Source organism: Arthrobacter sp. ES3-54 (genome assembly GCF_029504395.1).
Lineage (GTDB): Bacteria > Actinomycetota > Actinomycetes > Actinomycetales > Micrococcaceae > Arthrobacter.
In genome coordinates, this window is sequence record NZ_JAQFIF010000011.1 from 63004 (window position 1) to 87356 (window position 24353).

At 67.1% G+C, this 24353-nt stretch carries 22 protein-coding genes; 13 read left to right on the forward strand and 9 right to left on the reverse strand.

What is annotated here, in order from left to right; translation table 11 throughout:
• Nucleotides 1-53 precede the first annotated feature (53 nt).
• Nucleotides 54-779 carry a FadR/GntR family transcriptional regulator gene (locus tag M2428_RS17040; RefSeq protein WP_277527147.1) on the forward strand — a complete coding sequence of 242 codons (726 nt, stop codon included), beginning with the start codon at nucleotides 54-56 and terminating at the stop codon, nucleotides 777-779.
• 103 nt (nucleotides 780-882) lie between these two features.
• On the forward strand, nucleotides 883-2208 hold the full coding sequence (locus tag M2428_RS17045) for an MFS transporter (protein WP_277527148.1): 1326 nt from the start codon (nucleotides 883-885) through the stop codon (nucleotides 2206-2208).
• Nucleotides 2209-2306: 98 nt separating this feature from the next.
• Here the strand turns inward: M2428_RS17045 and M2428_RS17050 are convergent, their stop codons facing one another.
• From M2428_RS17050 to M2428_RS17075, 6 genes are all read right to left on the reverse strand, one after another.
• On the reverse strand, nucleotides 2307-2729 hold the full coding sequence (locus M2428_RS17050) for a helix-turn-helix transcriptional regulator (RefSeq protein WP_277527149.1): 423 nt from the start codon (nucleotides 2727-2729) through the stop codon (nucleotides 2307-2309).
• 15 nt (nucleotides 2730-2744) lie between these two features.
• Nucleotides 2745-3728, reverse strand: a complete 984-nt coding sequence (locus M2428_RS17055; RefSeq protein ID WP_277527150.1) for a DnaJ C-terminal domain-containing protein — start codon at nucleotides 3726-3728, stop codon at nucleotides 2745-2747.
• 179 nt (nucleotides 3729-3907) lie between these two features.
• Nucleotides 3908-4582, reverse strand: a complete 675-nt coding sequence (locus tag M2428_RS17060; protein WP_277527151.1) for a nucleotide exchange factor GrpE — start codon at nucleotides 4580-4582, stop codon at nucleotides 3908-3910.
• 2 nt (nucleotides 4583-4584) lie between these two features.
• Complete coding sequence (dnaK, locus tag M2428_RS17065; RefSeq protein ID WP_277527152.1) at nucleotides 4585-6453, reverse strand: molecular chaperone DnaK; 1869 nt, start codon at nucleotides 6451-6453, stop codon at nucleotides 4585-4587.
• Between the two features lie 322 nt (nucleotides 6454-6775).
• Entirely contained in the window at nucleotides 6776-7231 is a 456-nt protein-coding gene (locus M2428_RS17070; RefSeq protein ID WP_277527153.1) for a hypothetical protein, read from the reverse strand.
• Between the two features lie 91 nt (nucleotides 7232-7322).
• On the reverse strand, nucleotides 7323-8111 hold the full coding sequence (locus M2428_RS17075) for a TetR/AcrR family transcriptional regulator (RefSeq protein ID WP_277527154.1): 789 nt from the start codon (nucleotides 8109-8111) through the stop codon (nucleotides 7323-7325).
• Nucleotides 8112-8236: 125 nt separating this feature from the next.
• Here M2428_RS17075 and M2428_RS17080 point away from each other — a divergent pair, with 125 nt between their 5' ends.
• A complete protein-coding gene (locus tag M2428_RS17080) occupies nucleotides 8237-9199 on the forward strand; it encodes an NAD-dependent epimerase/dehydratase family protein (protein ID WP_277527155.1) in 963 nt (320 codons plus the stop codon).
• A gap of 37 nt (nucleotides 9200-9236) precedes the next feature.
• Here M2428_RS17080 and M2428_RS17085 read toward each other — a convergent pair whose 3' ends face one another.
• Complete coding sequence (locus tag M2428_RS17085; RefSeq protein WP_277527156.1) at nucleotides 9237-11480, reverse strand: MMPL family transporter; 2244 nt, start codon at nucleotides 11478-11480, stop codon at nucleotides 9237-9239.
• Between the two features lie 230 nt (nucleotides 11481-11710).
• Here M2428_RS17085 and M2428_RS17090 point away from each other — a divergent pair, with 230 nt between their 5' ends.
• Nucleotides 11711-12277, forward strand: a complete 567-nt coding sequence (locus tag M2428_RS17090) for a MarR family transcriptional regulator (protein ID WP_277527157.1) — start codon at nucleotides 11711-11713, stop codon at nucleotides 12275-12277.
• A 14-nt stretch (nucleotides 12278-12291) separates the two neighbouring features.
• On the opposite strand, the gene M2428_RS17095 is transcribed toward M2428_RS17090, so the two are convergent.
• Nucleotides 12292-13662 carry an amino acid permease gene (locus M2428_RS17095; protein WP_277527158.1) on the reverse strand — a complete coding sequence of 457 codons (1371 nt, stop codon included), beginning with the start codon at nucleotides 13660-13662 and terminating at the stop codon, nucleotides 12292-12294.
• 150 nt (nucleotides 13663-13812) lie between these two features.
• Between M2428_RS17095 and M2428_RS17100 the strand changes: the two genes are divergently transcribed.
• The 7 genes from M2428_RS17100 to pabB all read left to right on the forward strand — a co-directional run bounded on the left by M2428_RS17100 (nucleotide 13813) and on the right by pabB (nucleotide 19961).
• Entirely contained in the window at nucleotides 13813-14628 is an 816-nt protein-coding gene (locus M2428_RS17100) for a class I SAM-dependent methyltransferase (protein WP_277527159.1), read from the forward strand.
• Between the two features lie 128 nt (nucleotides 14629-14756).
• Complete coding sequence (locus M2428_RS17105) at nucleotides 14757-15209, forward strand: hypothetical protein (protein ID WP_277527160.1); 453 nt, start codon at nucleotides 14757-14759, stop codon at nucleotides 15207-15209.
• 161 nt (nucleotides 15210-15370) lie between these two features.
• Entirely contained in the window at nucleotides 15371-15922 is a 552-nt protein-coding gene (locus M2428_RS17110; protein ID WP_277527161.1) for a dihydrofolate reductase family protein, read from the forward strand.
• 49 nt (nucleotides 15923-15971) lie between these two features.
• Nucleotides 15972-16595 (forward strand): LysE family transporter, encoded by a 624-nt coding sequence (locus M2428_RS17115; protein WP_277527162.1) that lies wholly within the window; start codon nucleotides 15972-15974, stop codon nucleotides 16593-16595.
• 121 nt (nucleotides 16596-16716) lie between these two features.
• On the forward strand, nucleotides 16717-17274 hold the full coding sequence (locus M2428_RS17120; protein ID WP_277527163.1) for an NUDIX domain-containing protein: 558 nt from the start codon (nucleotides 16717-16719) through the stop codon (nucleotides 17272-17274).
• 75 nt (nucleotides 17275-17349) lie between these two features.
• Entirely contained in the window at nucleotides 17350-17910 is a 561-nt protein-coding gene (locus M2428_RS17125) for a low molecular weight protein-tyrosine-phosphatase (RefSeq protein WP_277527164.1), read from the forward strand.
• Nucleotides 17907-19961, forward strand: a complete 2055-nt coding sequence (pabB, locus tag M2428_RS17130; RefSeq protein WP_277527165.1) for an aminodeoxychorismate synthase component I — start codon at nucleotides 17907-17909, stop codon at nucleotides 19959-19961. The genes M2428_RS17125 and pabB overlap by 4 nt, the downstream gene beginning before the upstream one ends.
• Before the next feature lie 77 nt (nucleotides 19962-20038).
• Here pabB and cls read toward each other — a convergent pair whose 3' ends face one another.
• Complete coding sequence (cls, locus tag M2428_RS17135) at nucleotides 20039-21466, reverse strand: cardiolipin synthase (RefSeq protein ID WP_277527212.1); 1428 nt, start codon at nucleotides 21464-21466, stop codon at nucleotides 20039-20041.
• Nucleotides 21467-21608: 142 nt separating this feature from the next.
• Between cls and M2428_RS17140 the strand changes: the two genes are divergently transcribed.
• Both M2428_RS17140 and M2428_RS17145 read left to right on the forward strand, forming a co-directional pair.
• Nucleotides 21609-22571: an aminodeoxychorismate lyase gene (locus M2428_RS17140; RefSeq protein WP_277527166.1), complete on the forward strand. Its 963-nt coding sequence runs from the start codon at nucleotides 21609-21611 to the stop codon at nucleotides 22569-22571.
• A 374-nt stretch (nucleotides 22572-22945) separates the two neighbouring features.
• On the forward strand, nucleotides 22946-24067 hold the full coding sequence (locus M2428_RS17145) for a DDE-type integrase/transposase/recombinase (protein ID WP_277527167.1): 1122 nt from the start codon (nucleotides 22946-22948) through the stop codon (nucleotides 24065-24067).
• Nucleotides 24068-24353 lie beyond the last annotated feature (286 nt).

The following is a 24353-nucleotide window of genomic DNA, read 5'->3' on the forward strand; positions in this document are numbered from 1 at the left end:
AAAGGCAGTTCGTCGGCGGCAGGCTGACGGCAGGAAATTGAAGAGGTGGCGGCATGACGGCAGAAACGTGGGAACCCGTACAACGGATCCGGACGTACGAGCAAGTGATGGCCCAAATCGAGGAGCGGATCCTCGATGGCAGGCTCAAAGCCGGAGACAAGCTGCCCAGCGAGCGGGATCTCGCTGCGCTGCTAGGCGTATCCCGACCGTCCTTGAGGGAATCCCTCCGGGTTCTGGAGGCCCTGGGCATCGTCGACATCCGCCCCGGCGGCGGCGCGGAGGGAGGAGCTGTGCTGGTGGGCGAGCCCGGATCCGGGTTCGTGAACCTTCTCAAGCTCCAACTGGCGCTCGGCCAGTTTGACCAGACCGATGTACTCGAAACCCGCATCGCGCTGGAGACCTGGTGCTGCGAGGAAGCCGCAGTGCGGGCGACCGAGCAGGACCACAAGGACCTCGGCCTGATCCTGGACCGGATGGATGACCCGGACATCACTACCGCCGAGTTCAACCGGCTGGACGCAGCCTTCCACGTCCGGATCGCCGAATCCACGGGCAATTCCCTGACCTCGAACCTGATGGGGTCCCTGAGGATCGCCATCAACCGGCAAATGATCGAAGCATATGCCCGCTTAGAGAACTGGAAAGAAACGGCCACCGTGGTGCGCCGGGAACACCGGGAAATCCTCGAAGCAATTCAACGGCGGGAACCGACCGTGGCCAGGCAGGCCGTGGGTGACCACATTCGCGGCTTTTACAACATAGGAAACGTCGGGGCCTGAACCAGCCTCAGTGACGCCGGAGGACCGGCCTCACCTGGTGCAGCGTCTGCGACAAGCAGGGGCGGGAGAAACCCGTCCCATATCGAAGGAGATATCGACGCACATGAGTGCTCTCACGCAGTCACACGCCAGGCAGGCCGAGCTGGGCTCGCCGGACAAACTCAAGGTCGCGATCGGCAGCGCCGTAGGAACGACCATTGAGAACTACGACTTTCTGGCCTACGGCACGGCCGCTGCGCTGTATTTCGGCACCGCATTCTTTCCCGGCCAAGACCCCGTCGCCGCCACACTGCTCGCGTTCGCCACCCTCGCCGTGGGCTTTGCCATGCGGCCGCTGGGCGGACTGATCGGCGGCTACCTCGGCGACAAGTACGGCCGCAAACCGGTCCTGGTCGGCGCGCTGCTGGTTATGGGTGCCGCGACCTTCCTGATCGGCGTCCTGCCCACCTATCAGCAGGTCGGCGTCCTGGCACCGATCCTGCTCGTCGCGATCCGGATCATCCAGGGCCTGGCCTTCGGCGCCGAATGGGGCGGCGCCATCATGATGACCTTTGAGCATGCTCCGTGGCGACAGCGTGGCCGCTACACCGGCATCCCGCAGGCTGGTGTCCCGCTTGGTCTGCTGCTAGCCAACCTCGTCTTCCTTGCCACCACCGGCTGGAACAACGAATGGTCCTGGCGCGTGCCGTTCCTCGCCAGCTCCGTCCTGATCATCGCCGGCATCATCATCCGAATGAAGGTCAGCGAATCCCCCGAGTTCGAGGAGACGAAGGCCAAGGGCGAACTCGTCAAGAATCCGCTCCTGACCGTCATCAAGAATGACTGGCGCACGATCCTGCGGGTCATCGGGCTTCGGCTGGCAGAGTCCGGTGGCTTCTACGTGATCGTCACCTACCTGCTCTCCTACATCGTCGCCAACAAGCTAGTCGACCGCCAGACGGGCCTGACCGGCCTGGTGCTCGCCGCGGCAATCGGCGTCGTCGCCACCATCCTCTGGGGCCGGCTCACGGACAGCATCGGACGCCGCAAGCTCTACATCATCGGCACTGCCGGCATTATTCTCTTCGGCTTCCCGATGTTCCTCATGGTCAACACCGGCGTCCCGTTCCTGGTGATCCTCGTGTATATCATCGGGCTGCCGATCCTCCACGATATGCTCGCCGGCTCCCAGGGCGCCTGGTTCTCCGAGCTGTTCCCCGCCAACACCCGGACCTCGGGGGCCTCGATCGGCTACCAGTTCTCGGCCGCAATCTCCGGATTCATCCCCCTCATCGCAGCAGCCACGGCAGCCGCCTGGGGCTGGAGCGGCGTGGCAATCGTCTACATGGCTTGCGGAGCCATCGGGCTCATCGCGGCCCTGGTCACCCGGGAAACCTGGGGAAAGCGCGAACGCGCCAGCGTCGACGAGCTCATCGCAGCCGGCAAGTAGGCGCCACCGGCAGCACCCACCGCACGCAACAACAGCAGTGCCCGGGACCAGTGGTCCCGGGCACTGCTGTTTGTCCTAGTGTTTTCCTAGAGCCCGTCCTAGTCGATGCCCCGCGGCCGCCACACCACCAGCGCCTGCGACCGCGCCTGCGGGCGCTTGCCGCGGGCCAGGCTGACGACGTCGCCGGCAGTTCCGGCCGCGAAGATCCGCGAATCGACGGCCTGGCGACGGCGGCCCAGCTCCTCAGTCAGTTCACTGACCCGGCGCTGCAGGGCGGCCACCTGGTTCTCCAGCTGCAGGATCCGCTTGATGCCTTCCAGCGAGACCCCCTCCTGGGAGAGCCGCTGGACCTCGCGGAGCATGTTCACATCCCGCTGCGAGTAGCGCCTCGACTTGCCGGGGGCACGGCTGGGCGAGACGATGCCCAGCCGGTCGTACTGGCGCAGTGTTTGCGGGTGCATGTCCGCCAGTTCTGCGGCAACGGAGATGACGAAGATCGGCTGATCGAAGTCGATGGCCATGGCTGGATCCCGCTCCTAGAGCCGGGCCTTGGCTGCCAGGCCCGCGCGGACGTCCTCATCGGCGGTCGCCGCGGCGAAGGCCTTCACGGCTTCCTCCGCTTCCTTGTTCAGCTTCCGCGGAACAGCGACGTCGATTGTCACCAGCAGATCGCCGGTGGCCTTGGTGTGCTTGACGCCACGGCCCTTGACGCGCAGCGTGCGGCCCGAGGGCGTCCCCGCGGGAACCCTGACCTTGACCTTGTCGCCGTCGATCGTCGGAACCTCGATATCCGCCCCCAGGGCCGCCTCCGGGAAGGAGACAGGGACGTGGATCCGGAGGTTGTCGCCGTCGCGGACGTAGAACTCATGGGGCTTCACCGAGACGGTGACCATGAGGTCGCCGTTGCCGGCGGCGGCGTACTGTCCTTTGCCGCGGACGCGGACCTTTTGTCCGTCCTTGATCCCGGCCGGGATGCGGACGTCGATGACCTCACCGTCCGGTTCGCGCAGGCCAATCGTGGTGCCGCGGATTGACCCGGCAAACGAGATCGAGGTGGACGCGGTGCGGTCCGCGCCTTTCTGCGGAGCCCGCTGGAACGACTGGCCCCCGCCGCCGAACCCGCCGCCGCCGAATAGATCTGCGAACTCGGGCGGAATGCCGCCGGCCGTGCTGTAACTGCCGGAATGGCGCCCCCCGCCGCCGGTGAAGAGACCGCCGAAGAGGTCCTCGAAGCCAGCTCCGCCGGCGGCGCCGCCGCTACCGCCGGGGGCAAAGCGTGCGCCGCCCCCCATGGCCCGGATGGCGTCGTACTGCTGGCGCTCATCGGGATCCGAGAGCACGGAATAGGCCTCGGAGATGTCTTTGAATTTCTTCTCCGACGCGACATCACCGGCATTCCTGTCCGGGTGGTGCTGCCGGGCAAGCTTGCGGTAGGCCTTCTTGATGTCGGCGTCGGAAGCGTCCTTGGCGATACCAAGGATCTTGTAGAAGTCCTTGTCCACCCAGTCCTGGCTAGCCAATGGCGTTTCCTCTCTAAAGTACAAAAGCGTTAAGGCGAGATTACCGCTGAACGCCGCAGCGGATGAGGGGGCCCGGGCGTGGCATCGGGCCTGCCGGAGCGTGGTGACTTGGTCCGTCAGGACCAAGTCACCACGCGTAGGGGCGGGGCCCCCTCATCCGCGAAGGCGTGGGCGTAACCCTACGCCGGAACCGCCACGATGACCTGGGCCGCGCGGAGGACGCGTTCGCCGGACTTGTAGCCCGAGCGCAGTACCTGGCTGACGGTGTCGATTTCGATATCCGTGCCGGGCTGCTGGATGAGGGCCTCGTGGATGGTCGGATCGAACTCCACGCCGGTCTCATCGATGCGGACCAGTCCGTACGTCTTCAGCGCAGCCTCCAGCTTGGCGGCGATCGCGGCGAACGGGCCGTCCGCGAGGTCGCCATGCTGGCGGGCGGCGTCGACGTCGTCCAGCACCGGGAGAAGGGAGTTCAGGACGCCGATGACGGCCATTTCCCCTGCCACGGCGCGGTCGCGTTCGACCCGCTTGCGGTAGTTGACGTACTCGGCCTGCAGCCGGCGGAGGTCATTCCTGAGCTCCTCCGCCGCGGCCGCGTCAACGCCCTGCGCCACCGATTCCTCGGCGGGCACCTCAACACTGTTGAGGATGTCCTCCGCCTGGGACAGGGCATCCCCGGAACCGGAGTCCCCGGCGCCGGCGTGCTCCTGGTCAGGGTGGCGGGCCTGGCCGGTCTTCGGATCAACCTTGCGGTTGTCGTGGATCACCGGCTTCTGCGGCTCGTTCTCGTGCTCGTTGCCGCGGCTCGGGTTCTCGGAAGAACCGTGCTCTTCTTCGTTACCGTGGTGCGGCATGATTACTTCTTCTCGTCTTCGTCAACGATTTCGGCGTCGACGATGTCCTCGTCGGAGCCGGAGCCGGCTGCGGGCTCGCCGGCGGGGGCACCCTGAGCGCCCGCGTGGCCGTCGGGGGATCCGGCGTGGGCGTAGATGGCTTCGCCGAGCTTGGTCTGGGAAGCCTGCAGCTTCTCAAAAGCAGTCTTCACGGCGGCGTCATCGGTGCCTTCGAGGGCCTTCTTGAGGGCGTCGACGTCGGCCTTGACCTCGGTCTTGACCTCTTCGGGCAGCTTGTCGGCGTTGTCCGCGATCAGCTTGTCCACGGAGTAGGCGAGCTGCTCGGCCGTGTTGCGGGTGTCGGTTGCCTCGCGGCGTGCCTTGTCCTCGGCTGCGTGCTCTTCGGCGTCGTGGACCATGCGGTCGATGTCTTCCTTGGACAGCGCGGTGCCGCCGGTGATGGTCATGGACTGTTCCTTGCCGGTGCCCTTGTCCTTCGCCGAAACGTGCACGATGCCGTTGGCATCGATGTCGAAGGTGACCTCGACCTGCGGGACGCCGCGGGGAGCCGGAGCGATGCCGGTGAGTTCGAATGTGCCCAGCGGCTTGTTGTCGCGGGTGAACTCACGCTCACCCTGGAAGACCTGGATGGCCACGGACGGCTGGTTGTCATCCGCCGTGGTGAAGGTCTCGCTCCGCTTGGTGGGGATCGCGGTGTTGCGCTCGATCAGGTGCGTCATGATGCCGCCCTTGGTTTCGATGCCAAGGGACAACGGGGTGACGTCGATCAGCAGCACGTCCTTGCGCTCACCCTTGAGGACACCGGCCTGCAGGGCTGCACCGACGGCGACTACCTCATCGGGGTTGACGCCCTTATTCGGCTCCTTGCCTCCGGCCAGTTCCTTGACGAGGTCGTAGACGGCCGGCATGCGGGTGGAACCGCCGACGAGCACGATGTGGTCGATCTCGGAGAGCTTGATGCCGGCTTCCTTGATGACGTCCTGGAACGGCTTCTTGGTGCGGTCCAGCAGGTCCTTGGTGAGGTCCTGGAACTTGGCGCGGGTCAGCTGCTCGTCCAGGTGGACCGGGCCGTCCGGGGTGACGGACAGGTACTGGAGGGAAACGTTGGTGCTCGATGAGGAAGAGAGTTCCTTCTTGGCCTGCTCCGCAGCTTCACGGAGACGCTGCAGGGCAATCTTGTCCTTCGTGAGGTCGATGCCCTTGACCTTGAGCTGGTTCAGCAGGTACTCCACGACGCGCTGGTCCCAGTCGTCGCCGCCGAGGTGGTTGTCACCGGCAGTGGCGCGGACCTGGATGGTGGAGAAGTTGTCCTCGTCCTTGCCGACCTCAAGGAGGGAGACGTCGAACGTGCCGCCGCCGAGGTCGAAGACCAGGATGAGCTCATCTTCCTTGCCCTTGTCCAGGCCGTAGGCCAGAGCGGCCGCGGTGGGCTCGTTGACGATGCGCAGGACGTTCAGGCCGGCGATTTCTCCGGCCTCCTTGGTGGCCTGGCGCTGGGCGTCGTTGAAGTAGGCCGGCACGGTGACCACGGCGTCGGTGACCTTTTCGCCAAGGTAGGACTCGGCGTCGTTCTTTAGCTTCATGAGGATACGGGCGGAAATTTCCTGCGCCGTGTACTTCTTGTCGTCAATGGCGACGGTCCAGTCAGTGCCCATATGGCGCTTGACGGACGCGATAGTGCGGTCAATGTTGTTGACGGCCTGGCGCTTGGCGATCTCGCCGACCAGGACCTCGCCGGACTTGGAGAAGGCAACAACCGACGGCGTGGTGCGGCCACCCTCGGCGTTGGCAATGACGGTGGGCTCGCCACCTTCGAGAACGGAGACGACGGAGTTAGTGGTTCCGAGGTCAATTCCTACTGCACGTGACATGGATTGCTTCCTTACTTTCCTTGGAATCTTGCGGAGATGGCCGCGGACCACAGCGGTATCAACCGCATGGGTCCGACCGTTATTGAGCGATCTAGACTCAACTTTACCCAGACGCGGACATAAGTCAATTCAAAGTTGAGCGACATCGACTCAACTTTGAACCCGCGGCCGGCCCGCGGCCGCTCATCGCAGCCTAGATTCCCCGGATTGCAGCCCCTGTGGCACTTCCCGGGAAGCGTTTCGCCCTGCGCGAACCTGCGCACAGACCACACCGCAGACCAGCCGGCGCCCGCGCCGGCTGGTCGCCCCAGCTTCCCTCGCGCTAGTTGTCGCCCCGGGCGGCGTCGTCGTCGCCTGCAGGCTCTCCCGCGGCCGGCCGGCCGGCCTGCTGGGGACGGGACGTTCCGGCTGTCCCGTAGTCGCCTTCGGGGTACTCCCCCTCCTCGGCGAGTGCAGGTTTACCGGAGACCCCGCCCTCCCCGTAGTCACCCTCGGGATAGTCGCCTTCCACGTCGCCGACGACGGCCGCTCCGGCCACGCCTGCGTCGCCGTAGTCCCCCGCCGCATACTCCCCCTCGACGGCAGTGGGCGGGACTTCGCCTGCCGTGCCGGCGGAGCCGTAGTCGCCCTCGACGTACTGCCCTTCTGGTGCCGCGGCCTCCGCTTCATCCTCAGCGGCACCCGCATCGGCGTTTTGGGACGCCGCTTTTCCGGACACGTTCGCTTCAGACATGTTCTCTTCAGGCCTGTTCTCTTCAGGCCTGTTCTCTTCAGACATGGATGGATCCTTCCTGGACGCATCGGGCGCGCCCGTGCGGGCGCAGGGGCAGTCTATCTAGCGCCGCCGCGGTGCAACAGGGAAACCTGGTTCATAGGGAAGCGCCGGCCGGCGGCAGGCCGGCGACGTCGGCCAGCACCGCGAGGTGGTGGCCGAAGAGCTCCTCCCGGGCAGTGAACGTGCCGGCACCGTACTGTCCGAAGACTTCGAAGCTGACGGCTCCGAAGAGTGAGGTCCAGGCCAGGGCGCCACGGGCCAGGAGGTCGTCCGGCACCGCCAGGCCGAACTCCGTCCGGATTTTCGCCAGATCCCCGGCCAGCCCGGCCGCCACGGCGGGACTCCGCCGGCCCGTCGCAGCAAGCCGCCCGGCCCGGAAGGCGGCGTCGAGGATGCCAATGAGGGCAGTAATCACCCTGGTGCCGGGGCCGGTGGTCCGCTCGGCCGGGGCCTGGTAACCGGGCACCGGACTGCCAAAAAGCAGGGCGTAGCGGGAGGGTTCGCGCAGCGCCCAGTCCCGCACCGCGCGGCCCAGCGCCGCAAAGCGGCCGCCGAAATCGGCTTCCGGCACCGCCGCGACGGCGGCATCCACATCATCGCCAAGCTCGTTGTACGCATCGATCAGGAGAAGGGTCAGCAACTCCTCCCGGTTCTCCACGTAGCGGTAGACCGCCGAGGAGACGACCCCGAGATCGCGGGCTACGGCCCGGAGGGACAGTGCGGCGGCCCCGTGCAGCGCCAAGTGCTCCCGGCCCAGCCGGACAATATCGGCGACGGTCTGGGCCCGGGCACGCTCGCGCGGGGTACGGCGCCGGGAAGCCGCGGCCGCCGGAAGCACATCAGCGTCAGCTTCATTCCCGGCTTCAATCCTGTCTTCTGGCATGACTCCAGCATTCCACAAACAAGAGCACTGTCAACAAATGTGAGCACCGCTCTTGACTTGGCCGCACCCGCCGACGCATCCTGAATGGGAGAGCACTGCTCTCAAAATTTATAAAGGAGATTGAAATGTCCGAACCTGTTGCCTCCGGGCGTCAACCGTCCAGGCTCTATGCCGTCACAGGGGCCGGCCCCGTGGGCTGGACCGTTGCGGAACAACTGGCCGCTGCGGGCAACCGCGTGCGCATCCTGACGAGGTCCGGAAGCGGACCGACCCACCCGCTGGTCGAAAAATTGTCGATTGATGTGTCGGAGCCTGACCGGCTCGGCGAGGCCTTCCACGGCGCCGCAGCCGTGTTCCACTGCATCCACGCTTCGCGGTACGACGCCGACGTGTGGGCCAGGGAACTGCCGGGCACCGAGCAGAACGTGCTCGCCGCGGCCGGGGCGGCGGGCGCCGTCGTGGTCTTCCCGGAAAGTCTGTATTCCTACAGCGCACCGGAACGGCCGATGACCGAGGAAGGCCCGCGTGAGGCGCAGGGCGGCAAGCGTGGCATCCGGACGGCACTTCTGAAGGCCCGCGCGGCATCCGCAACGGACACGGTCAGCGTGGTGGCGAGCGACTTCTTCGGCCCCAGGGTCCGCGGGGCACACTCCGGCGAGCGCATGGTGAAGCCGGTAGTGGCGGGCAAATCCCTGATGGTAATCGGACGGGCGGACCAGCCGCATTCCTTCACGTACGTCCCGGACCTCGCAGCCGCCATGATCGCGGCGGCGGACAGGCCGCAGGTGTGGAACCGGGTGTGGCATGCACCCACCGGGCCCGCCCTGACCCAGCGCGAGATCGCGGGCGCATTCGCCACGGCGGCAGGGGCCCGGGCGCCGCGTGTCACGGCGGTCCCCGGCTGGGCGCTGCGGACGATGGGAGTATTTTCCGCCGACATGCGGGAACTGGCAGAGACCCTGTACCAGTTCCAGCGGCCATTTGTGATGGAGTCCGCCGCGAGCCAGGCCGCACTGGGGCTGGCGCCGACCCCGCTGCACGAAGCAGCCGCCGCCACCGTCGCCTGGTGGGGGGACGGCGAACAGTGAGGCGGACAGTGACGGCGGCTGCGGCATTCGGTTCCGCCTAGCGGACTCCGGCGTCCTCATTTTCCGCCGGCCGGGAGGACGTCGGCCGGGAGGACGGAGCACCGCCGCGGGCCGCGGCATCGTTCCCGGGCCGGCCGAGCCTGCCGGGCCACCAGAGCCGCGGGCCGATGTCGTAGGCCAGCGCGGGCACCAGGAGCGAGCGGACCAGCACCGTATCCAGCAAGACGCCGAACGCGACGATGAAGGCCAGCTGCACCAGGAACATGATCGGAATAACGCCCAAGGCCGCGAAGGTGGCGGCGAGGACCACCCCGGCCGAGGTAATGACCCCACCGGTCACGCCGAGGCCGCGCAGGATACCGGGCCGGGTGCCTTGCTTGAGGGATTCCTCCCGGACCCGGCTCATCAGGAAGATGTTGTAGTCAACGCCCAGCGCCACGAGGAAGACGAAGCCGAACAGGGGCACCGTTGCATCCGCCCCCGGGAAGCCGAAGACGTTGTTGAACACGAAGGCTGAGACGCCCATCGCCGCTGCGTAGGACAGCACCACCGAGGAGACCAGCAAAACCGGCGCGAGCACCGAGCGCAGCAGCAGCATGAGGATCACCAGAATCACGCCCAGAACCACCGGGATGATGGTGACAAGGTCGCGCTGGGCCGTGGTGTTCGTGTCCAGGGCCGTCGCCGTCACGCCACCAACCAACACGCCACCGTCAATCTCCTTCAGTCCCTGGCGGAGCGACACCACAACGCCTTCGGCTTCGGTGGAGTCCGCGGCGTAGTTCAGGGTCGCGTTGATCAGGACCCTCCCGTCCCGCGCCGCCGGGGCTGTGGGGGCACTGGGGTTGCCCTGGTTGGCGGGGGCGCCGGTCATGATGGGGACCCCGCCATCGGCCAGCAGATAGGCGTCCCCGACGCCGTCGCTCGCCTTGACCCGATCCAGCACCTCTTGGGCCTCTGCCTGGTTGGCCACGATCACCGCCGGACTGCCGGACCCGGCGTCGAAGTGCCGGCCCAAGGCATCTTGTCCGTCGACGGCATTGGAGGCAGTGAGGATGACGTCGGTCTGGGCCACGCCATTGGCCTTGAGCTGCAGGATGCCGGCACCGGCAACAAGGAGCAGCAGGACCGAGGCAACCCAGACGGTGCGCGGCCGGCGGGCAATCAGCGAACCGGTGGCCCGCCACAGCCCCTTTTGGCCCTCCAGCCCGGTGACCATCTCCGGTTCCCGCTGGGCTTCGGGCAGCAGCTTGGGCTGGAACGGCCAGAACGCCGCCCTGCCCAGCAGCGCCATCAGGGCCGGCAGCAGGGTCAGGGCCGCGAACAGCGCGCAGAGGATGCCCGCCGCCGCCACGGGGCCGAGGGCCTTGTTGGAGTTGAGGTCGGAGAAGAGCAGGCAGAGCAGCGCGATGATCACCGTGGCGCCGGAGGCCAGGATGGGTTCCCAGGCCGCCTTCCATGCGGTTAGGGCGGCCGCGGTCCGGTCGGTGGTGTGGGTCAGGGCTTCGCGGAACCGTGCCACGTACAGCAGGGCGTAGTCGGTGGCCGCGCCGATCACCAGGATGGACAGGATGCCCTGGCTTTGGCCGTTCAGCTGGATCCAGCCGGCCTTCACCATGCCGAAAACCAGCAGGATCGCGGCGCACAGCGCGAACACGGACGCGAACAGCACCATGACGGGCAGCAGCAGGGAACGGTAGACGATCAGCAGGATCAGGAACACGGCCCCGAGGGCCACGAGCAGCAGGATGCCGTCAATTCCGGCAAAGGCACTCACCAGGTCCGCCGTGAGCCCGGCCGGTCCGGTAACGAAGGTCTGCATTCCTGCCGGCGCGGACCCCTGCACCTCATCGCGCAGTTCCTTGATTACCGTCTTCACTTCCGCCGAGGAAGGAATGGGTACTACGAACTGGACTGCCTTGGCGTCCTCGGAGGGGATGGGGCCGATCACCATGCTGCCGTCCTGAATTGCCTCAAGCCTGTTCTTGAGTGCCGCAGCCTCGCGGAGCTGGGCCGGAGTAAAGGCGGAGCTGCTCTCCACCACGATCACCGCGGGGATCTCCTTGGAGTCCCGGAATTTGGCTTGCCAGTCCGCAGCCTCGGTGGCCTCCGCCCGGGCGGGAAGGAATGATGCCTGATCGTTTGATGACACCTCACTCAAGCGGCCGAATGTCGGGCCGCCCACGCCGGCGATCGCCAGCCAGGCCACGACGAGCACGGCGGGAACCAGCCACCGCAGCCAGAAAGGGACGCGCGTCGAGGTGGGCGAAGTCGTTTTCATGTGTCCTTCTTTAGGGTGGGCACCGGCACGAGGTCAACAATCAACTCCATAGTAGACTATCTCCATCATAGAGATAAGTCCGGGGACGCGAGTGCCGGAGGAGAATGGAAGGGCACCGGCGTCAGGCCGCTGCAGGAGACACTGCAGTAGACTCCGGGAGGCGCGTCGACAGCGCCGACCGGTCGCGGTCAGACCAAAGCGGCCGTATTAAGGGATGAAGGAGGTCCGCCATGCCAGCCGAATCCCGCGGTCCGTCCAAAAACGCAGGCCCGCCCGAAAGCGCAGGCCGATCCGAAGGCGCAGGACCGCCCGAAGCGGCCGGCCCGCCGCCCCTCGTCCGGCTTCTGCAGGAATTCACCCTCGAAGCCAACCGCTATGTGGACTCGGCCGGCGGCCGCAATGACATGCACCGCACGGATCTCAACGCCCTCGCCGTCATCATGCGGCATACCGCGCGCGACCAGATCGTCACTCCGGGAGTGCTCCGGAAAGAGCTGAACCTCAGCTCCCCTGCCACCACCGCACTGATCGACCGGCTCCACAGTTCCGGCCACGTGGTCCGCGAGCGCGAGGGCGCGGACCGTCGCCAGGTGCAGCTGCGCATGACCCCCAAGGCCTACCGCGACGGCAGCGCCATGTTCCTCCCGCTGGCCCGCCACATGGGCGCGGCGATGGAAAGCTTCACGCCGGACGAACTGGAGATTGTCACCCGGTTTATGAACTCAATGATCGATGCCACCGTCCGGGCCGGCGAGGAAGCCGCCCGCGGCCCCGCAGCGGAGCACCGCCCCGACTGACGCGCTGCGCGCCGTCACAGGCGCGCAGCAGCCTGCGGCTGGCCAAGAGCCGCCGCCTCCGGCTGCACAGCTTTCAGTGCCGCCTCCGGTTGCGCAACTATCGCCGTCGCCTCCGGCTGCGGGCTCCGGCCGAAGCGCCCGCCGACGCCGACGGCGGCCGTTGCCAGTGCCAGCGGGACCCCGAGCGCCCAGCCGCTAAAGAGCAGGACGGCCACCATGACGGCCGCCGCCACGATCACGCCATACCAGGCGGCGGTCCGCGGCTGCAGCAGCCGGATGCCGGCGGCCAGGCCAAAAGCGGTGACGGCCGTGAAGCAGGCCGAGGCGGCCCCGATCTGGAACTGCATGTCGGTGAGTCCGGCGATGGCCGCGGCGAAGGACAGCAGCGTCAGGACGGCCAGGGTTGCCAGGCTTCCGGCGGGCACCTGACCGCGACCGCCGCCGCGGGCAAGGGCGGGCGGCAGCACGCCGTCGGACGCCAGGGCGGCCCCGAGCCGGCTGGCACCGGCCACGAAGGTGTTGATGGGCCCGAAAGTCAGCGCGGCGGCGGCGACGGCGGTGAGCGGGGCCGCCAGTGAGCCCAACCCCTTTTCCAGCAAAGCCGCGACCGGCACCGCCGTGGCGGGCAGTTCCGGGCCGAGGACCGCCACCGAGGCGGCGACAACGCCGATGTAGACCGCGCCCACCACAATCAGGGTGAGCCACGTGGCCCGCCGGAGATCGCGCCCGGGGTTCCGGAACTCCCCGGCCAGATGGGAGACCGCTTCCCAGCCGGCGAAGCAGAAGAACAGCAGGCTCGCCGCGCCGCCGACCGCCCAGTAGCCGTGCGGGGCAAAGGGCTGGAAATTTTCCGCCTTGGCGTGCGGGGCTGCCAGCACGACGGCGAGCGCGAGCAGTCCCACCAGCAGCACCATGAGCGCCAGTTGCATGCGGCTGGAAACCCTGATGCCGACGGCGTTGCTTGCGAAGGCGGCCAGCAGGATCACTGCCGCCGCGAGGACGGCGGTTTCCCGGCCGCCGCCGACGGCGTGGGCGATGTAATTACCGCCGATCACGGCCGTTGCCGGGGCGCCGAAGGGGATCGAAAAGTAGAAGAGGTACCCGGCCACCACCGAGGCGCGGCGCCCGAAGGCGCGCTTGACGAAGTGGGCGATCCCTCCGGCGTCGGGCTGCTGGCGGCTCATTTCGGCGAAGCTGAAGGCCACCGGGATGCAGAACACCAACAGGACGGCCCATGCCAGGAGCGATGCCGGGCCGGCCTCCTTGGCCGCGATGGCGGGAAGCACCAGGACGCCCGAGCCCAGGATCGCCCCGACATAGATTCCGGTGGCCCGGAACAGGCCCAGTCCGCTGCCGCTGGGGTCATTGCTGCTGTTGTTTTTCACTCCTCCATTCATCCGCAGAATCTCCGGCGCCGGAAGCGGCAAAACTGACGGCCAGCCGCAAAATACTGCCTGCCGGCGCGGGACGACCGAAATGGCGATCACACTTAGAGGGTCTGCACTTTTCCGGTCGCGGGAGGGTAGCGTTCCACTATGAGTGCGCAGCAGCCTGACGACGTGTACACACACGGCCACCACGAGTCGGTGGTCCGTGCCCATGCCGCCCGCACGGCGGAGAACTCGGCAGCGTTCGTGATCCCGTATCTCACGCCCGGGGCGAACGTCCTCGACGTCGGCTGCGGGCCGGGCAGCATCACGTGCGACTTCGCGGAACTCGTGGCACCGGGCAGGGTCACGGGCCTGGACCGCTCCGCCGACGTCATCGCCCAGGCCGCGGCCCTCGCCGTCGAGCGCGGCGTGGACAACGTCGACTTTGCCGCCGGCAACATCTATGACCTCGACTTCCCGGATGAGTCGTTCGACGTCGTCCACGCCCATCAGGTCCTCCAGCACCTCACGGACCCGGTCGCGGCCCTCCGGGAGATGCGCCGGGCGGCCAAGGCCGGCGGGATCGTGGCGGTGCGCGACGCCGATTTCCATGGCATGAGCTGGTACCCGGCCATTCCCGAGCTGGACGACTGGATGGAGTTGTACCAGCGGATCGCCCGCCGCAACGGCGCCGAGCCCGACGCCGGCCGCCGGCTCGTGTCCTGGGCGCAGGCCGCCGGGTTCACGGACGTGGCGCCGTCCAGCAGCAACTGGCTCTACGCCACCGGGCATGAGCGGCGCTGGCAGGCCCGGGTGTGGGGCGAGCGGGTGCTGCATTCGTCCTTTGCCGACCAGGCGCTCGAGTACGGCTTGGCCAGCGAGGCGGATTTGGCCCGGATTTCCGCGGGCTGGCACCGGTGGGGATCCACCGACGACGGCTGGTTCCTAATTCCCAACGGTGAGGTCATCGCCCGGGCCTGAGCGGCCGCCAGTGGTCACAGCACTGGCACAGCCTGCCGAAAGTGCAGCCATAACTCCGCGGCTGAGGCTGGGTCCAGGCCGAAAACTCGGCCGGCCCGGCATCCGGGCCTCAGCAAAGGAGTTTCACAATGGCAAAGATCAACAAAACCACCGCGGGCATCATGCTCGCTGCGGTGATCGGCGGCGGCGCCATCGGCGCGTCGGCCATCCCCGCGATGGCTGCCGATTCCACCAGCGGCTCGTCCTCGACCCAGGCCACCAATGGCTACGGCACCGGCGGCCAGCGCGGGCCACACCAGGCCAACGGGAAGACGGAGGAGGTCCTCACCGGCGACACCGCGACGAAGGTCGAGGCAGCGGTGAAGGCCGCCAAGCCGAACGCGACGATCGAGCGGATGGAGACCGACGCCGACGGCGCAACCTACGAAGCCCACATCACGAAGGCGGACGGCACCCGCGCGACCGTCCTGCTGGATGCGAACTTCACGGTGACCGCAACCGAGGAAGGCCAGGGCGGACCCGGCGGAGGCCACGGCGGCCAGGGCGGCACTGCCACGGATGGCTACACGTCCAACGGCTAGACCCTGGCGGGCCTTGGGCGCGCCCCGGGCACGCCCAAGGCTCGCGGTGCTGGCGGCACAGCCATCCTCCCGGACTGCCCGCTAACGAGTTTTCGGCAGCCATTCCCTGCTTCCGGGTCAGCGGATAGGGTGCACTAGAGACCCCCGGTAAGGAGAACCCCATGCGCAAATTGACGGCCGGCCTTTTCTGCTCTGTGGACGGCGTGGTTGAAGACCCGTTCCTGTGGCAATTCGACAGCTTCGACGAAGAGCTGGGTGCCGGGATGGGCGAGATGATGGGCCGGATCGACACCGCGCTCCTGGGCCGCATCGGGTACCAGCAGTGGGCACAGTACTGGCCCAACGCCGAAAGCGACGCCGACTTCGCGGGGTTCATCAATCCGCTGCCGAAGTTTGTCGCGTCCCGGACCCTGACAGGGGAGCTGGAGTGGCAGAATTCGCGCCTGATCGAGGGCCCGCTGGAGGACTTCGTGGCAGGCCTGAAGGACAGCGACGGGGGCGAAATAGGGGTCTTCAGCAGCATCTCGCTGGCCCACCAGCTGCTGTTCGCCGGGCTCCTCGACACCCTGATGCTGATCGTCCATCCCGTGATCGCGGGCAGCGGGCGGCGGCTGTTCAACGACGGCGATCCCCTCACCCGGCTGGAGCTGCAGTCGTCCCAGCAGACCAGCAAAGGCAACATGATTCTCAGCTACGGCCTGCGCCGCGACTGACTCCCGTCATCAATCAGGCCGGCCACGGCCGGGACCGTAAACTTGGCTGGTGCAACCCTCCCTTTGGCTGGCCCTGGCCGGCGCCGGCATCCTGATCAGCTTCACCCCCGGCGCGGGCGCCATCAACACGATGAGCAACTCCCTGAATTCGGGATTCCGCCGTTCCCTCTGGGGCATCCTGGGCCAGCAGGCCGCCCTCGTGGTGCACATCCTGATCGTGGCCCTCGGCGTCGGGGTGCTCGTGGCGAGCTCACCGGTCGTTTTCAACGTGATCCGCTACGCCGGCGCCGCCTACCTGGTCTACCTGGGCATCCGGCAGTTCCTGCACAAACCGGACCTGGACCAGGAGAAGGCCGCCGCCCTGCGCAACGAACCGGGCCTGTCCATGTTCCGCCGCGGCCTCTGGGTCAATCTGCTCAACCCCAAAGCCGTGGTCTTCTTCCTGGCCTTCATGCCCCAGTTCATCCGGCCGGAGCAGCCGCTGCTGCCGCAATACGCGGTCCTGGCCGCCACAGTGATCGTGATCGACGTCCTGGTCATGTGGCTCTTCTTCGCGGCAGCGGCCCGGTCGTTCCAGCGCTTCACCCGCGACGCCGGAGGACAGAAAGTCCTGAACCGGACGTTCGGCGGGCTCTTTGTCGGCGTCGGCATCCTGCTGGCCGCGATCCACTAGGCGCCGCGGGCGCCTCCGGCCAGCCCGGGCGGCGCCAGCGGGACCGTCGCGGGCCTGATTCCGGACCTGATTCCGGACCTGATTCCGAACCGGAGGGAATAGCCTTGGGGCAGGAGGAGCCATGACCGTTCGGAGCGCCGGCATTCTTCTGTACCGGCTGCGGAGTACATCCCGGCCCAGCAACGCGCCGCCCCAGCCCGGCGCCGCGCCGCAGCTGGAGGTCTGGATAGCCCACATGGGCGGGCCGTTCTGGGCCCGCAAGGAGGCCCAAGGCTGGTCCATCCCCAAGGGTGAATACCCGCCCGACGAGGATCCGCTGGCGGCTGCGCTCCGCGAATTCGCGGAGGAAATCGGCACCCCGGCACCTGCCGCTGACTACCACCGGCTCGGCGACTTCCGCCAGCCCTCCGGCAAGATCATTACGGTCTTCACGACCGAGTCTGACTTTCAGCCCGCACAAATCGTGAGCAACACCTTCACGCTGGAGTGGCCGCGAGGATCCGGCACGATCAGCAGTTTCCCCGAGATCGACCGCGCCGAATGGACTGCCGAGCCCGAAGCCCGGTCCAGGCTGGTCAAGGGCCAGCTGCCGGTCCTCGACGCGCTGGTCCGGCATCTTGGGCTTGGTCCGGCAGCACGCGACGCGCCTGCCGACGAATCCGGTCATGACAAAAACTGAATGTCGCTTGACATTTTTTGTAACACATCGCGGGGGCCAGCTAGCCAAGGGGGCCCGGATCGTTCATGCTTAGCTATGATCTCAATGTCGAGCCAGTACCGGATCATCGCGGTCTGCACCGGAAACATCTGCCGGTCTCCGATGGCCGAACTCATGCTGGCGGAGGCATTCCGGGCCGAGCGCCTCACGGGGGCCGTGGTCGATTCCGCCGGCACCACAGCGTATGAGGCCGGCCGGCCCATCGATCCCCGGGCCGCCCGCAAACTCACAGCCCACAACATCGCATCGGACCGCCACGTGGCGCGCGAATGGCAGCCTGAATGGTTTGCCAGCCGGGAGCTGGTCCTGGCCCTCGACGTCGACCACTACGGCTGGCTCCGGCAGGCAGCACCGGACCAGGAATCCCTGGCCAAGATCCGCATGCTCCGCAGCTTCGACGCCGCCCTGGCGGACAAGGACCCGCTGGAGCAGGGCATCGAGGACCCGTGGTACGGCGGCCACACCGACTTCGACACCACCTGGAACCTCATCAGGGCCTCAATTCCGGGGATTGTGCAGCACGTTCGCACCGAGCTTCAGCGACGGGACGGGCAACATCACGGCAGCGAAGGTCAGCGGGTACGCTCTATTTCATGAGCCCCGCACCCGTCATCATCGCAATCGACGGGCGGTCCGGCTCCGGCAAGACCACCCTGGCCATCGAACTGGCGGCGCGGCTCAGGGAACACCGCAAAGTCTCACTCTTCCACCTCGAGGACATCTATCCCGGCTGGAACGGGCTCGCCGCCGGGATTGAACGCTACGTCACCACCGTGCTTTCGCCCCTGCGGCGCGGGGAGAGCGCGGAGTGGGTCAGCTGGGACTGGGAGCGGCACTACGACGGCGACGCCCGCACCACACGACCTGCCGAAATCGTCCTGGTGGAGGGCGTCGGCGCCGCAGCAGCAGCGGCACTCCCCCTGCTGGACGCCGTGATCTGGGCAGACTCCTCCGACGCCGACCGCCGGGCCAGGGCGCTGGCCCGGGACGGCGACACCTACGAACCGTTTTGGGACCAGTGGGCTGCTCAGGAAGCGGAGTGGCTGGCGGCCGACGACGTCCCGGCCCGCGCAGATGTGCACGTACTCAACCGTGCGGACGGCACCGCACCTGACGACGTCCTGCAGGCCCTCCAATACATCCCGGCAGTGGCCCCCGCCCTGCTGCCCGAACTCACCGCCCGGCTTGGCCTGCAGTTGCTGGCAGAACGGATCGACGCCCAGCCGGAGGCCGGGCAGCTGTTTGCGGAGCTCTTCGGCGGTTCAGCCAACGCCGTGTGGCTCGACTCCTCGCTGGCCCCGGCGGGCCTCGCCCCGGAGGCCGCGGAGCGCAGCCGCTTCAGCATCCTGGCCGACGACGGCGGCCGCTTCGGCCAGGCCGTCCGGCACAGTTCCGGACGGACGCGTGTCAGTACGGGCCAGGCCACGGTGACCACCGACGGCCCGTTCTTCCGCTGGCTCGACGGCGTTTGGGGGCGCCGGGCGCTCCGGGCGCCAGAGGCCTACCCATGCGAGTTCACCCTGGGCTGGCTCGGGTACCTCGGCTATGAGCTCAAACGCGAAACCGGCGGCAATGACGTGGCCGCCGCCACCCCGGACGCCTGCCTGCTCTTCGCCGGCCGCGCCGTGGTCCTTGACCATGCCGAGGGCACAGCCTGGCTGTTGACCCTGGACGCACCCGACGCCGGGGACTGGCTCAAGGTGGCACGCGCGGCCGTCGCCGCGGCCACCCCGGCGCCCGGCACCGCGCCGCGGGGCAACACTCCTGGGCGACCGGCCGCCCCGCGCTTCACTGCCCGGGACACGGAAGCCGGCTACAAGGCAAAGGTCACCGAGGCCCAGCGCGAGATTGCGGAAGGCAACACGTACGAGGTCTGCCTGACCACGGCGCTCACCGCCAACTCGCCCACTGGCCCTCAGGGTATGGATCCGTGGCCCACCTACCTGGACCTGCGGCGCCGCAACCCCGCCCCCTTCGCCAGCTTCCTGCGGTTCGGCGAGCTCGCCGTGGCCAGCACGTCGCCGGAGCGCTTCCTGCAGATTGCCGCGGACGGCAGGATGCGGGCCGAACCGATCAAGGGCACGCGCCGCCGGGATACGGAACCGGACGTGGACGCTGCCCTGCGGCAGGAACTGGAGTCCTCGGCCAAGGACCGCGCGGAAAACATCATGATCGTGGACCTGCTGCGCAATGACCTCAGCCATTTCGCCGTCCCGGGCTCGGTGGCCGTCGGCCGGCTGTGTGCGATCGAGAGCTACGCCACCGTGCACCAAATGGTGAGCACCATCGATGCCCGGCTGCGGCCCGGACTGCCGCGGGCCGAGGCGGTGGCCGCCTGCTTCCCCGCCGGCTCGATGACCGGCGCCCCGAAGGTCAGCACCATGGCCATCCTGGAGCGGCTGGAGGCCGCACCGCGGGGGGTGTACTCCGGGGCAATCGGCTACTTCTCCCTGAACGGGGCCGCCGACCTTTCGGTGGCGATCCGGACCCTCGTGATGAGCGCGCTGGACGACGGCACGGCGACCCTGAGCCTCGGCGTCGGCGGCGCTGTCACCGCCGACTCGTCCCCGCAGGAGGAGTACGAGGAAGTCCGGACCAAAGCGTTCGGCGTCCTCTCGGCGCTCGGCGCCCAGTTCCCCAGCGCCTGAGTTCCCGAGCGGCTGACGTTCCCGAAGACTGTCCCGCCAGCGGCTGACGTTCCCGAAGACTTCCCCCAGCGGCAGGGCTACTGCAGGGTTGCGCTCAGCCTTGCCACATTGTCCACGTATTTGACCTGCATGGGCCGTTTCATCCAGTCTTCGAGCACGAGCTCGTGCGAGATGGTGCGGTAAGTGTCCTCCACGGCACGGATCCGCTGCACGATGTCCTCCCCGAGGAGCATGACGGAGACCTCGAGGTTCAGCGAGAAGGAGCGCATGTCCATGTTGCTGGAGCCCAGCACGGCAACCTCGTCGTCGATGGTGAAGTGCTTGGCGTGCAGTACGAACGGCGCTTTGTACAGGTAGATCCGCACCCCGGCCTCGAGCAGGGCCTGGTAGTACGACTGCTGCGCGTGGTGGACCAGGAACTGGTCGCCCTTTTCCGAGACGAAGAGTTCCACCTCGACGCCGCGCTGCGCCGCCGTGGTCACCGCATAGAGCAGCGAGTCGTCCGGGACGAAGTAGGGGCTGCAGAGCGAGATCTTGTGCTGCGCAGAGTAAATCAGGGTGTTGAAGAGCCGCAGGTTGTTCTCGGTAATGAACCCGGGGCCGCTGGGGACCACCTGCGCCGTGATGTTTCCGGGGTGGGACTCCGGCTCGTGTTCGAGCTGCTCTTCCAGGGATTCGTCGGTTTCGCTGAGCCAGTCGGTCGCGAAAACCACATTCAGGGTGGTGACAATCGGCCCGCGCATACAGGCCATGAGCTCCACCCATTCGCGGCCCACCTTGCGGTGCTTGGGATTGTTGTAGGACGGCTCGATCAGGTTCTGGGATCCGGTGAAGGCGATCTCGCCGTCGATCACCATGATCTTGCGGTGATTGCGGAGGTCCGGCCGGCGCCACTGGCCGTGCACCGGGCTTAGCGGCAGCATGGGCCGCCAGCGGATCTTGCTGGCGTTGAGCCTTGCCTTCAGCTGGCGGTAGCCCTTGATCCGGAGCGTGCCGAGGTGGTCGAACAGGACGCGGACCTCGACGCCGCGCTCCGCCGCCTCCTCCAGTGCGGTGAGCAGATCGTCCGTGACGTGGTCCGAGCTCATGATGTAGAACTCGGCATTGACGAAGGACTTGGCGCCGCGGACCGCTGCGGCCATCGCCTTCATGGAGTCGGGGTAGCCGGGCAGCAACTCCACGCTGTTGCCATCCACCATCGGCAGCGATCCCAGCGTCTTATTCAGTTCAGCGGCCGACGCCACCCATTCGGGACCGGCGTAGCGGCTTTCGACAGCCTGCAGCTCCGACGTTCCGGCCTGGATCCGGGTGTTGACCGCATCCTGCTGGGCACGGCGGCGGCGGGAGAGCCGGAAGTTGCCAAATAGCAGGAACAAGGCCAGACCCAGGACGGGCACAATGAAGATGCCCAGCAGCCACGCCATTGCCGTGGTGGGCCGCCGATTTCCGGGGATGATGCCCAGGGCCAGCACCCGGATGGCGAAGTCGATCACGGTCAGGATCATGATTGCCCAGGACGGTAAAGTTTCCGCCAGCGGAAATGGCCACAGCACAGGCGAACCCCTCAAAGTACAAGGCCCGCGGAACAGTTCCGGAACGGGCAATCAGCAAATCCTATCCCGGGACCACCGAGACTAAGCTGTAGCCATGACCACTCCTGCCTCTGTTCCTGCGCCCGCGACCGTGCTGGTCTTCCTCGACCCGGCGTTCGAAGGCGGCCGGGTTGCCGACGCGGCGCAGCCACAACTGATGGCCACGGACCTGGGCGCCACCCGCGGCGACGGCGTTTTTGAATCGCTGCTGGCCGTCGGCGGCCGGCCCCGCAAGATCCAGGCACACCTGACCCGGCTGGCCGGTTCGGCCCGGCTGCTGGAGCTGGACATCCCTGCCGAGGACGCCTGGCGGCGCGCGGTGGACACGGCCATCGGCGAGTTCCGGCGGCAGGACCCGGCCACGGCGGCAGCGGGCGGCACGGACGAGGTAGTGGTGAAGCTGCTCGTCACCCGTGGGCCGGAGGGCGCCGCCGCCCCCACGTGCTGGGTCCAGGCCTCCGCACCCGCGCCCGCAGGCCGACGGCAGCGCGAGACGGGGATCGATGTCATCCTGCTGGACCGCGGCTATGACAGCGAAGTCGGCGAGCGCGCGCCCTGGCTCCTGCTCGGCGCCAAAACCCTCTCCTACGCCGTGAACATGGCAGCGCTGCGCTACGCCCACCGCCACGGCGCCGACGACGTTATCTTCACGTCCGCGGACGGCCGGGTCCTGGAGGGACCGACGTCGACCGTTCTGCTGGCCCACCTGGAAACCGCGGACGACGGCGCCGGCGGCGTCCGCACCATCCGGCGGCTCATCACGCCCCAGCTGGACAGCGGCATCCTGCCGGGCACCTCACAGGGTGCCCTGTTCACCGCCGCCAAAGCTGCCGGCTGGGAGCTGGGCTACGGCCCGCTGGAGCCGAAGGACCTGCTGGACGCCGACGCGGTCTGGCTGATCTCCAGCATTCGCCTCCTGGCCCCGGTGAACCACATCGACGGCCAGGAAATCGGCACCCCGGAACTGCGACGCCAGCTCACAGCCGAACTCAACGCCCTGTTCGCCACGATCGAGTAGTTCTCCACGATCGAGTAGTTCTCCACGACCGGATAGTTCGCCTTGCCGAATAGTTTGTGGAGTCTCATGACTTAATGGACAGTTCTGTCTCATGACTTCGTAGACACCATGTCTCAGGAGCTCGTGGACACTTGGGCTGGGGTTTGCTGCTGTTCATGAGTAAATCCCAACCGGATATCAGGATTCGGCATGCTGTCGCGACGTGGTCCGAAGAATCGCCCAGGGGTGCGGTGACCGCGTTCTGCAGGAAGCACAACGTCTCCCGGGCTTGGTTCTACCAGGTCCGGGCGGCGGCCGCTGAGGTGGGACCTGTGAAGGCGCTGGAGAAGAGGCCTCCGCTTCCGTCGACCATGCCGACCGCGACTGCCCCGGCCATGATTGATCTCCTGCTTGGTACCCGGGACGAACTTAAGGGACTGGGCCTGGACCACGGCCCTCTGTCGGTGATGGCAAAGCTGACCAGGCAAGGCCTCCGGCCCCCGTCACGGGCCACCGTGGCCAGGATCTTCGCCCGGGCCGGCGCCGTGGTGCCGGAGCCCCGGAAGAAGCCGCGAAGTGCTTACAAAAGGTTCGTCTATCCTCAGCCCAATGCGTGCTGGCAGATCGACTCGACCGAGTGGCCGCTCGCCGACGGCACCAAGGTAGCGATCTTCCAGCTCATTGATGACCATTCGCGCCTGGCACTGGCTTCCCTGGTGGCCGCCGGGGAAACCAGTGCCGCCGCGATCGCCGTCGTCACGTTGGCCATCGAACGCCACGGTGCGCCGCAGAAATTCCTCTCCGACAACGGCGCGGCATTGAACCCCACCCGCCGCGGACGCACCGGCGCGCTGGTCGAATTCCTCAAGGCCAGGGGCATCGAGCCGATCACGGGCAAACCCTACAAACCCACCACGCAGGGCAAGAATGAACGCTTCCACCAGACCCTGCACAAATACCTGCACCGGCAGCTCCCGGCGCCTTCAATGCCCGCCCTGCAACTTCAGGTCGACACCTTCGATCTTTACTACAACACCGAACGTGACCATCAGGGCCTGCCTCCCGGCACGACCCCGCGCGAGGCGTGGGACGCCACCCCAAGAACACCCGCACCCATCGCGCCGGAGCAGGTACCGGCAACCGGATCAGCCCGCCACAGCACGCAACGGATAGTCCGCAGGGACGGCTGCGCAACCATCCTGGGAACTCATTTCCAAATGGGGAAAGAACACATCGGAATAACCGTCCACATCATCTACGACGACGCCACCATCATGTTCTTCGGACCACAGGGCACCGAAATCATCAGCCACCGCCGGCCCCCGAAAGGAACCCCTTACGTCGGAAACGGCAAGCCATCAGGAATCGCCGCTGACCCCGTGGGAGCACGCAGAAAACGAACCCAATACCCCGAAAATCCGACACCACCCCAACACCAACCCGCGAACTGTCCACGAGGTCCTGAGACATCAAGTGTCTACGGGGTCCTGAGACATGAAGTGTCCACGAAGCCCTGAGACATGAAGTGTCCACGAAGCCCTGAGACATGACACCTTGCCGAATAGTTCGCCACTGCCGACTAGCAACCGTCGCTTGTAGGAAGGCCTGAAGACCCTGTCCGCCACAGTGGCTAAGTGGGACGATCCATCCATGAGCGTGAGCCAGGAACCGTCCGCGCGGAACAGTGCGCGCGGCGCGGCAGCCAAGAATTTTCCGGAGGCACCGGCACCGACCACCCGGCAGTTGAGGACTTTTGATCAGCGGCGCCGGGAAGCTGAATTGAAAATCGAGCGAGTCCTGCAG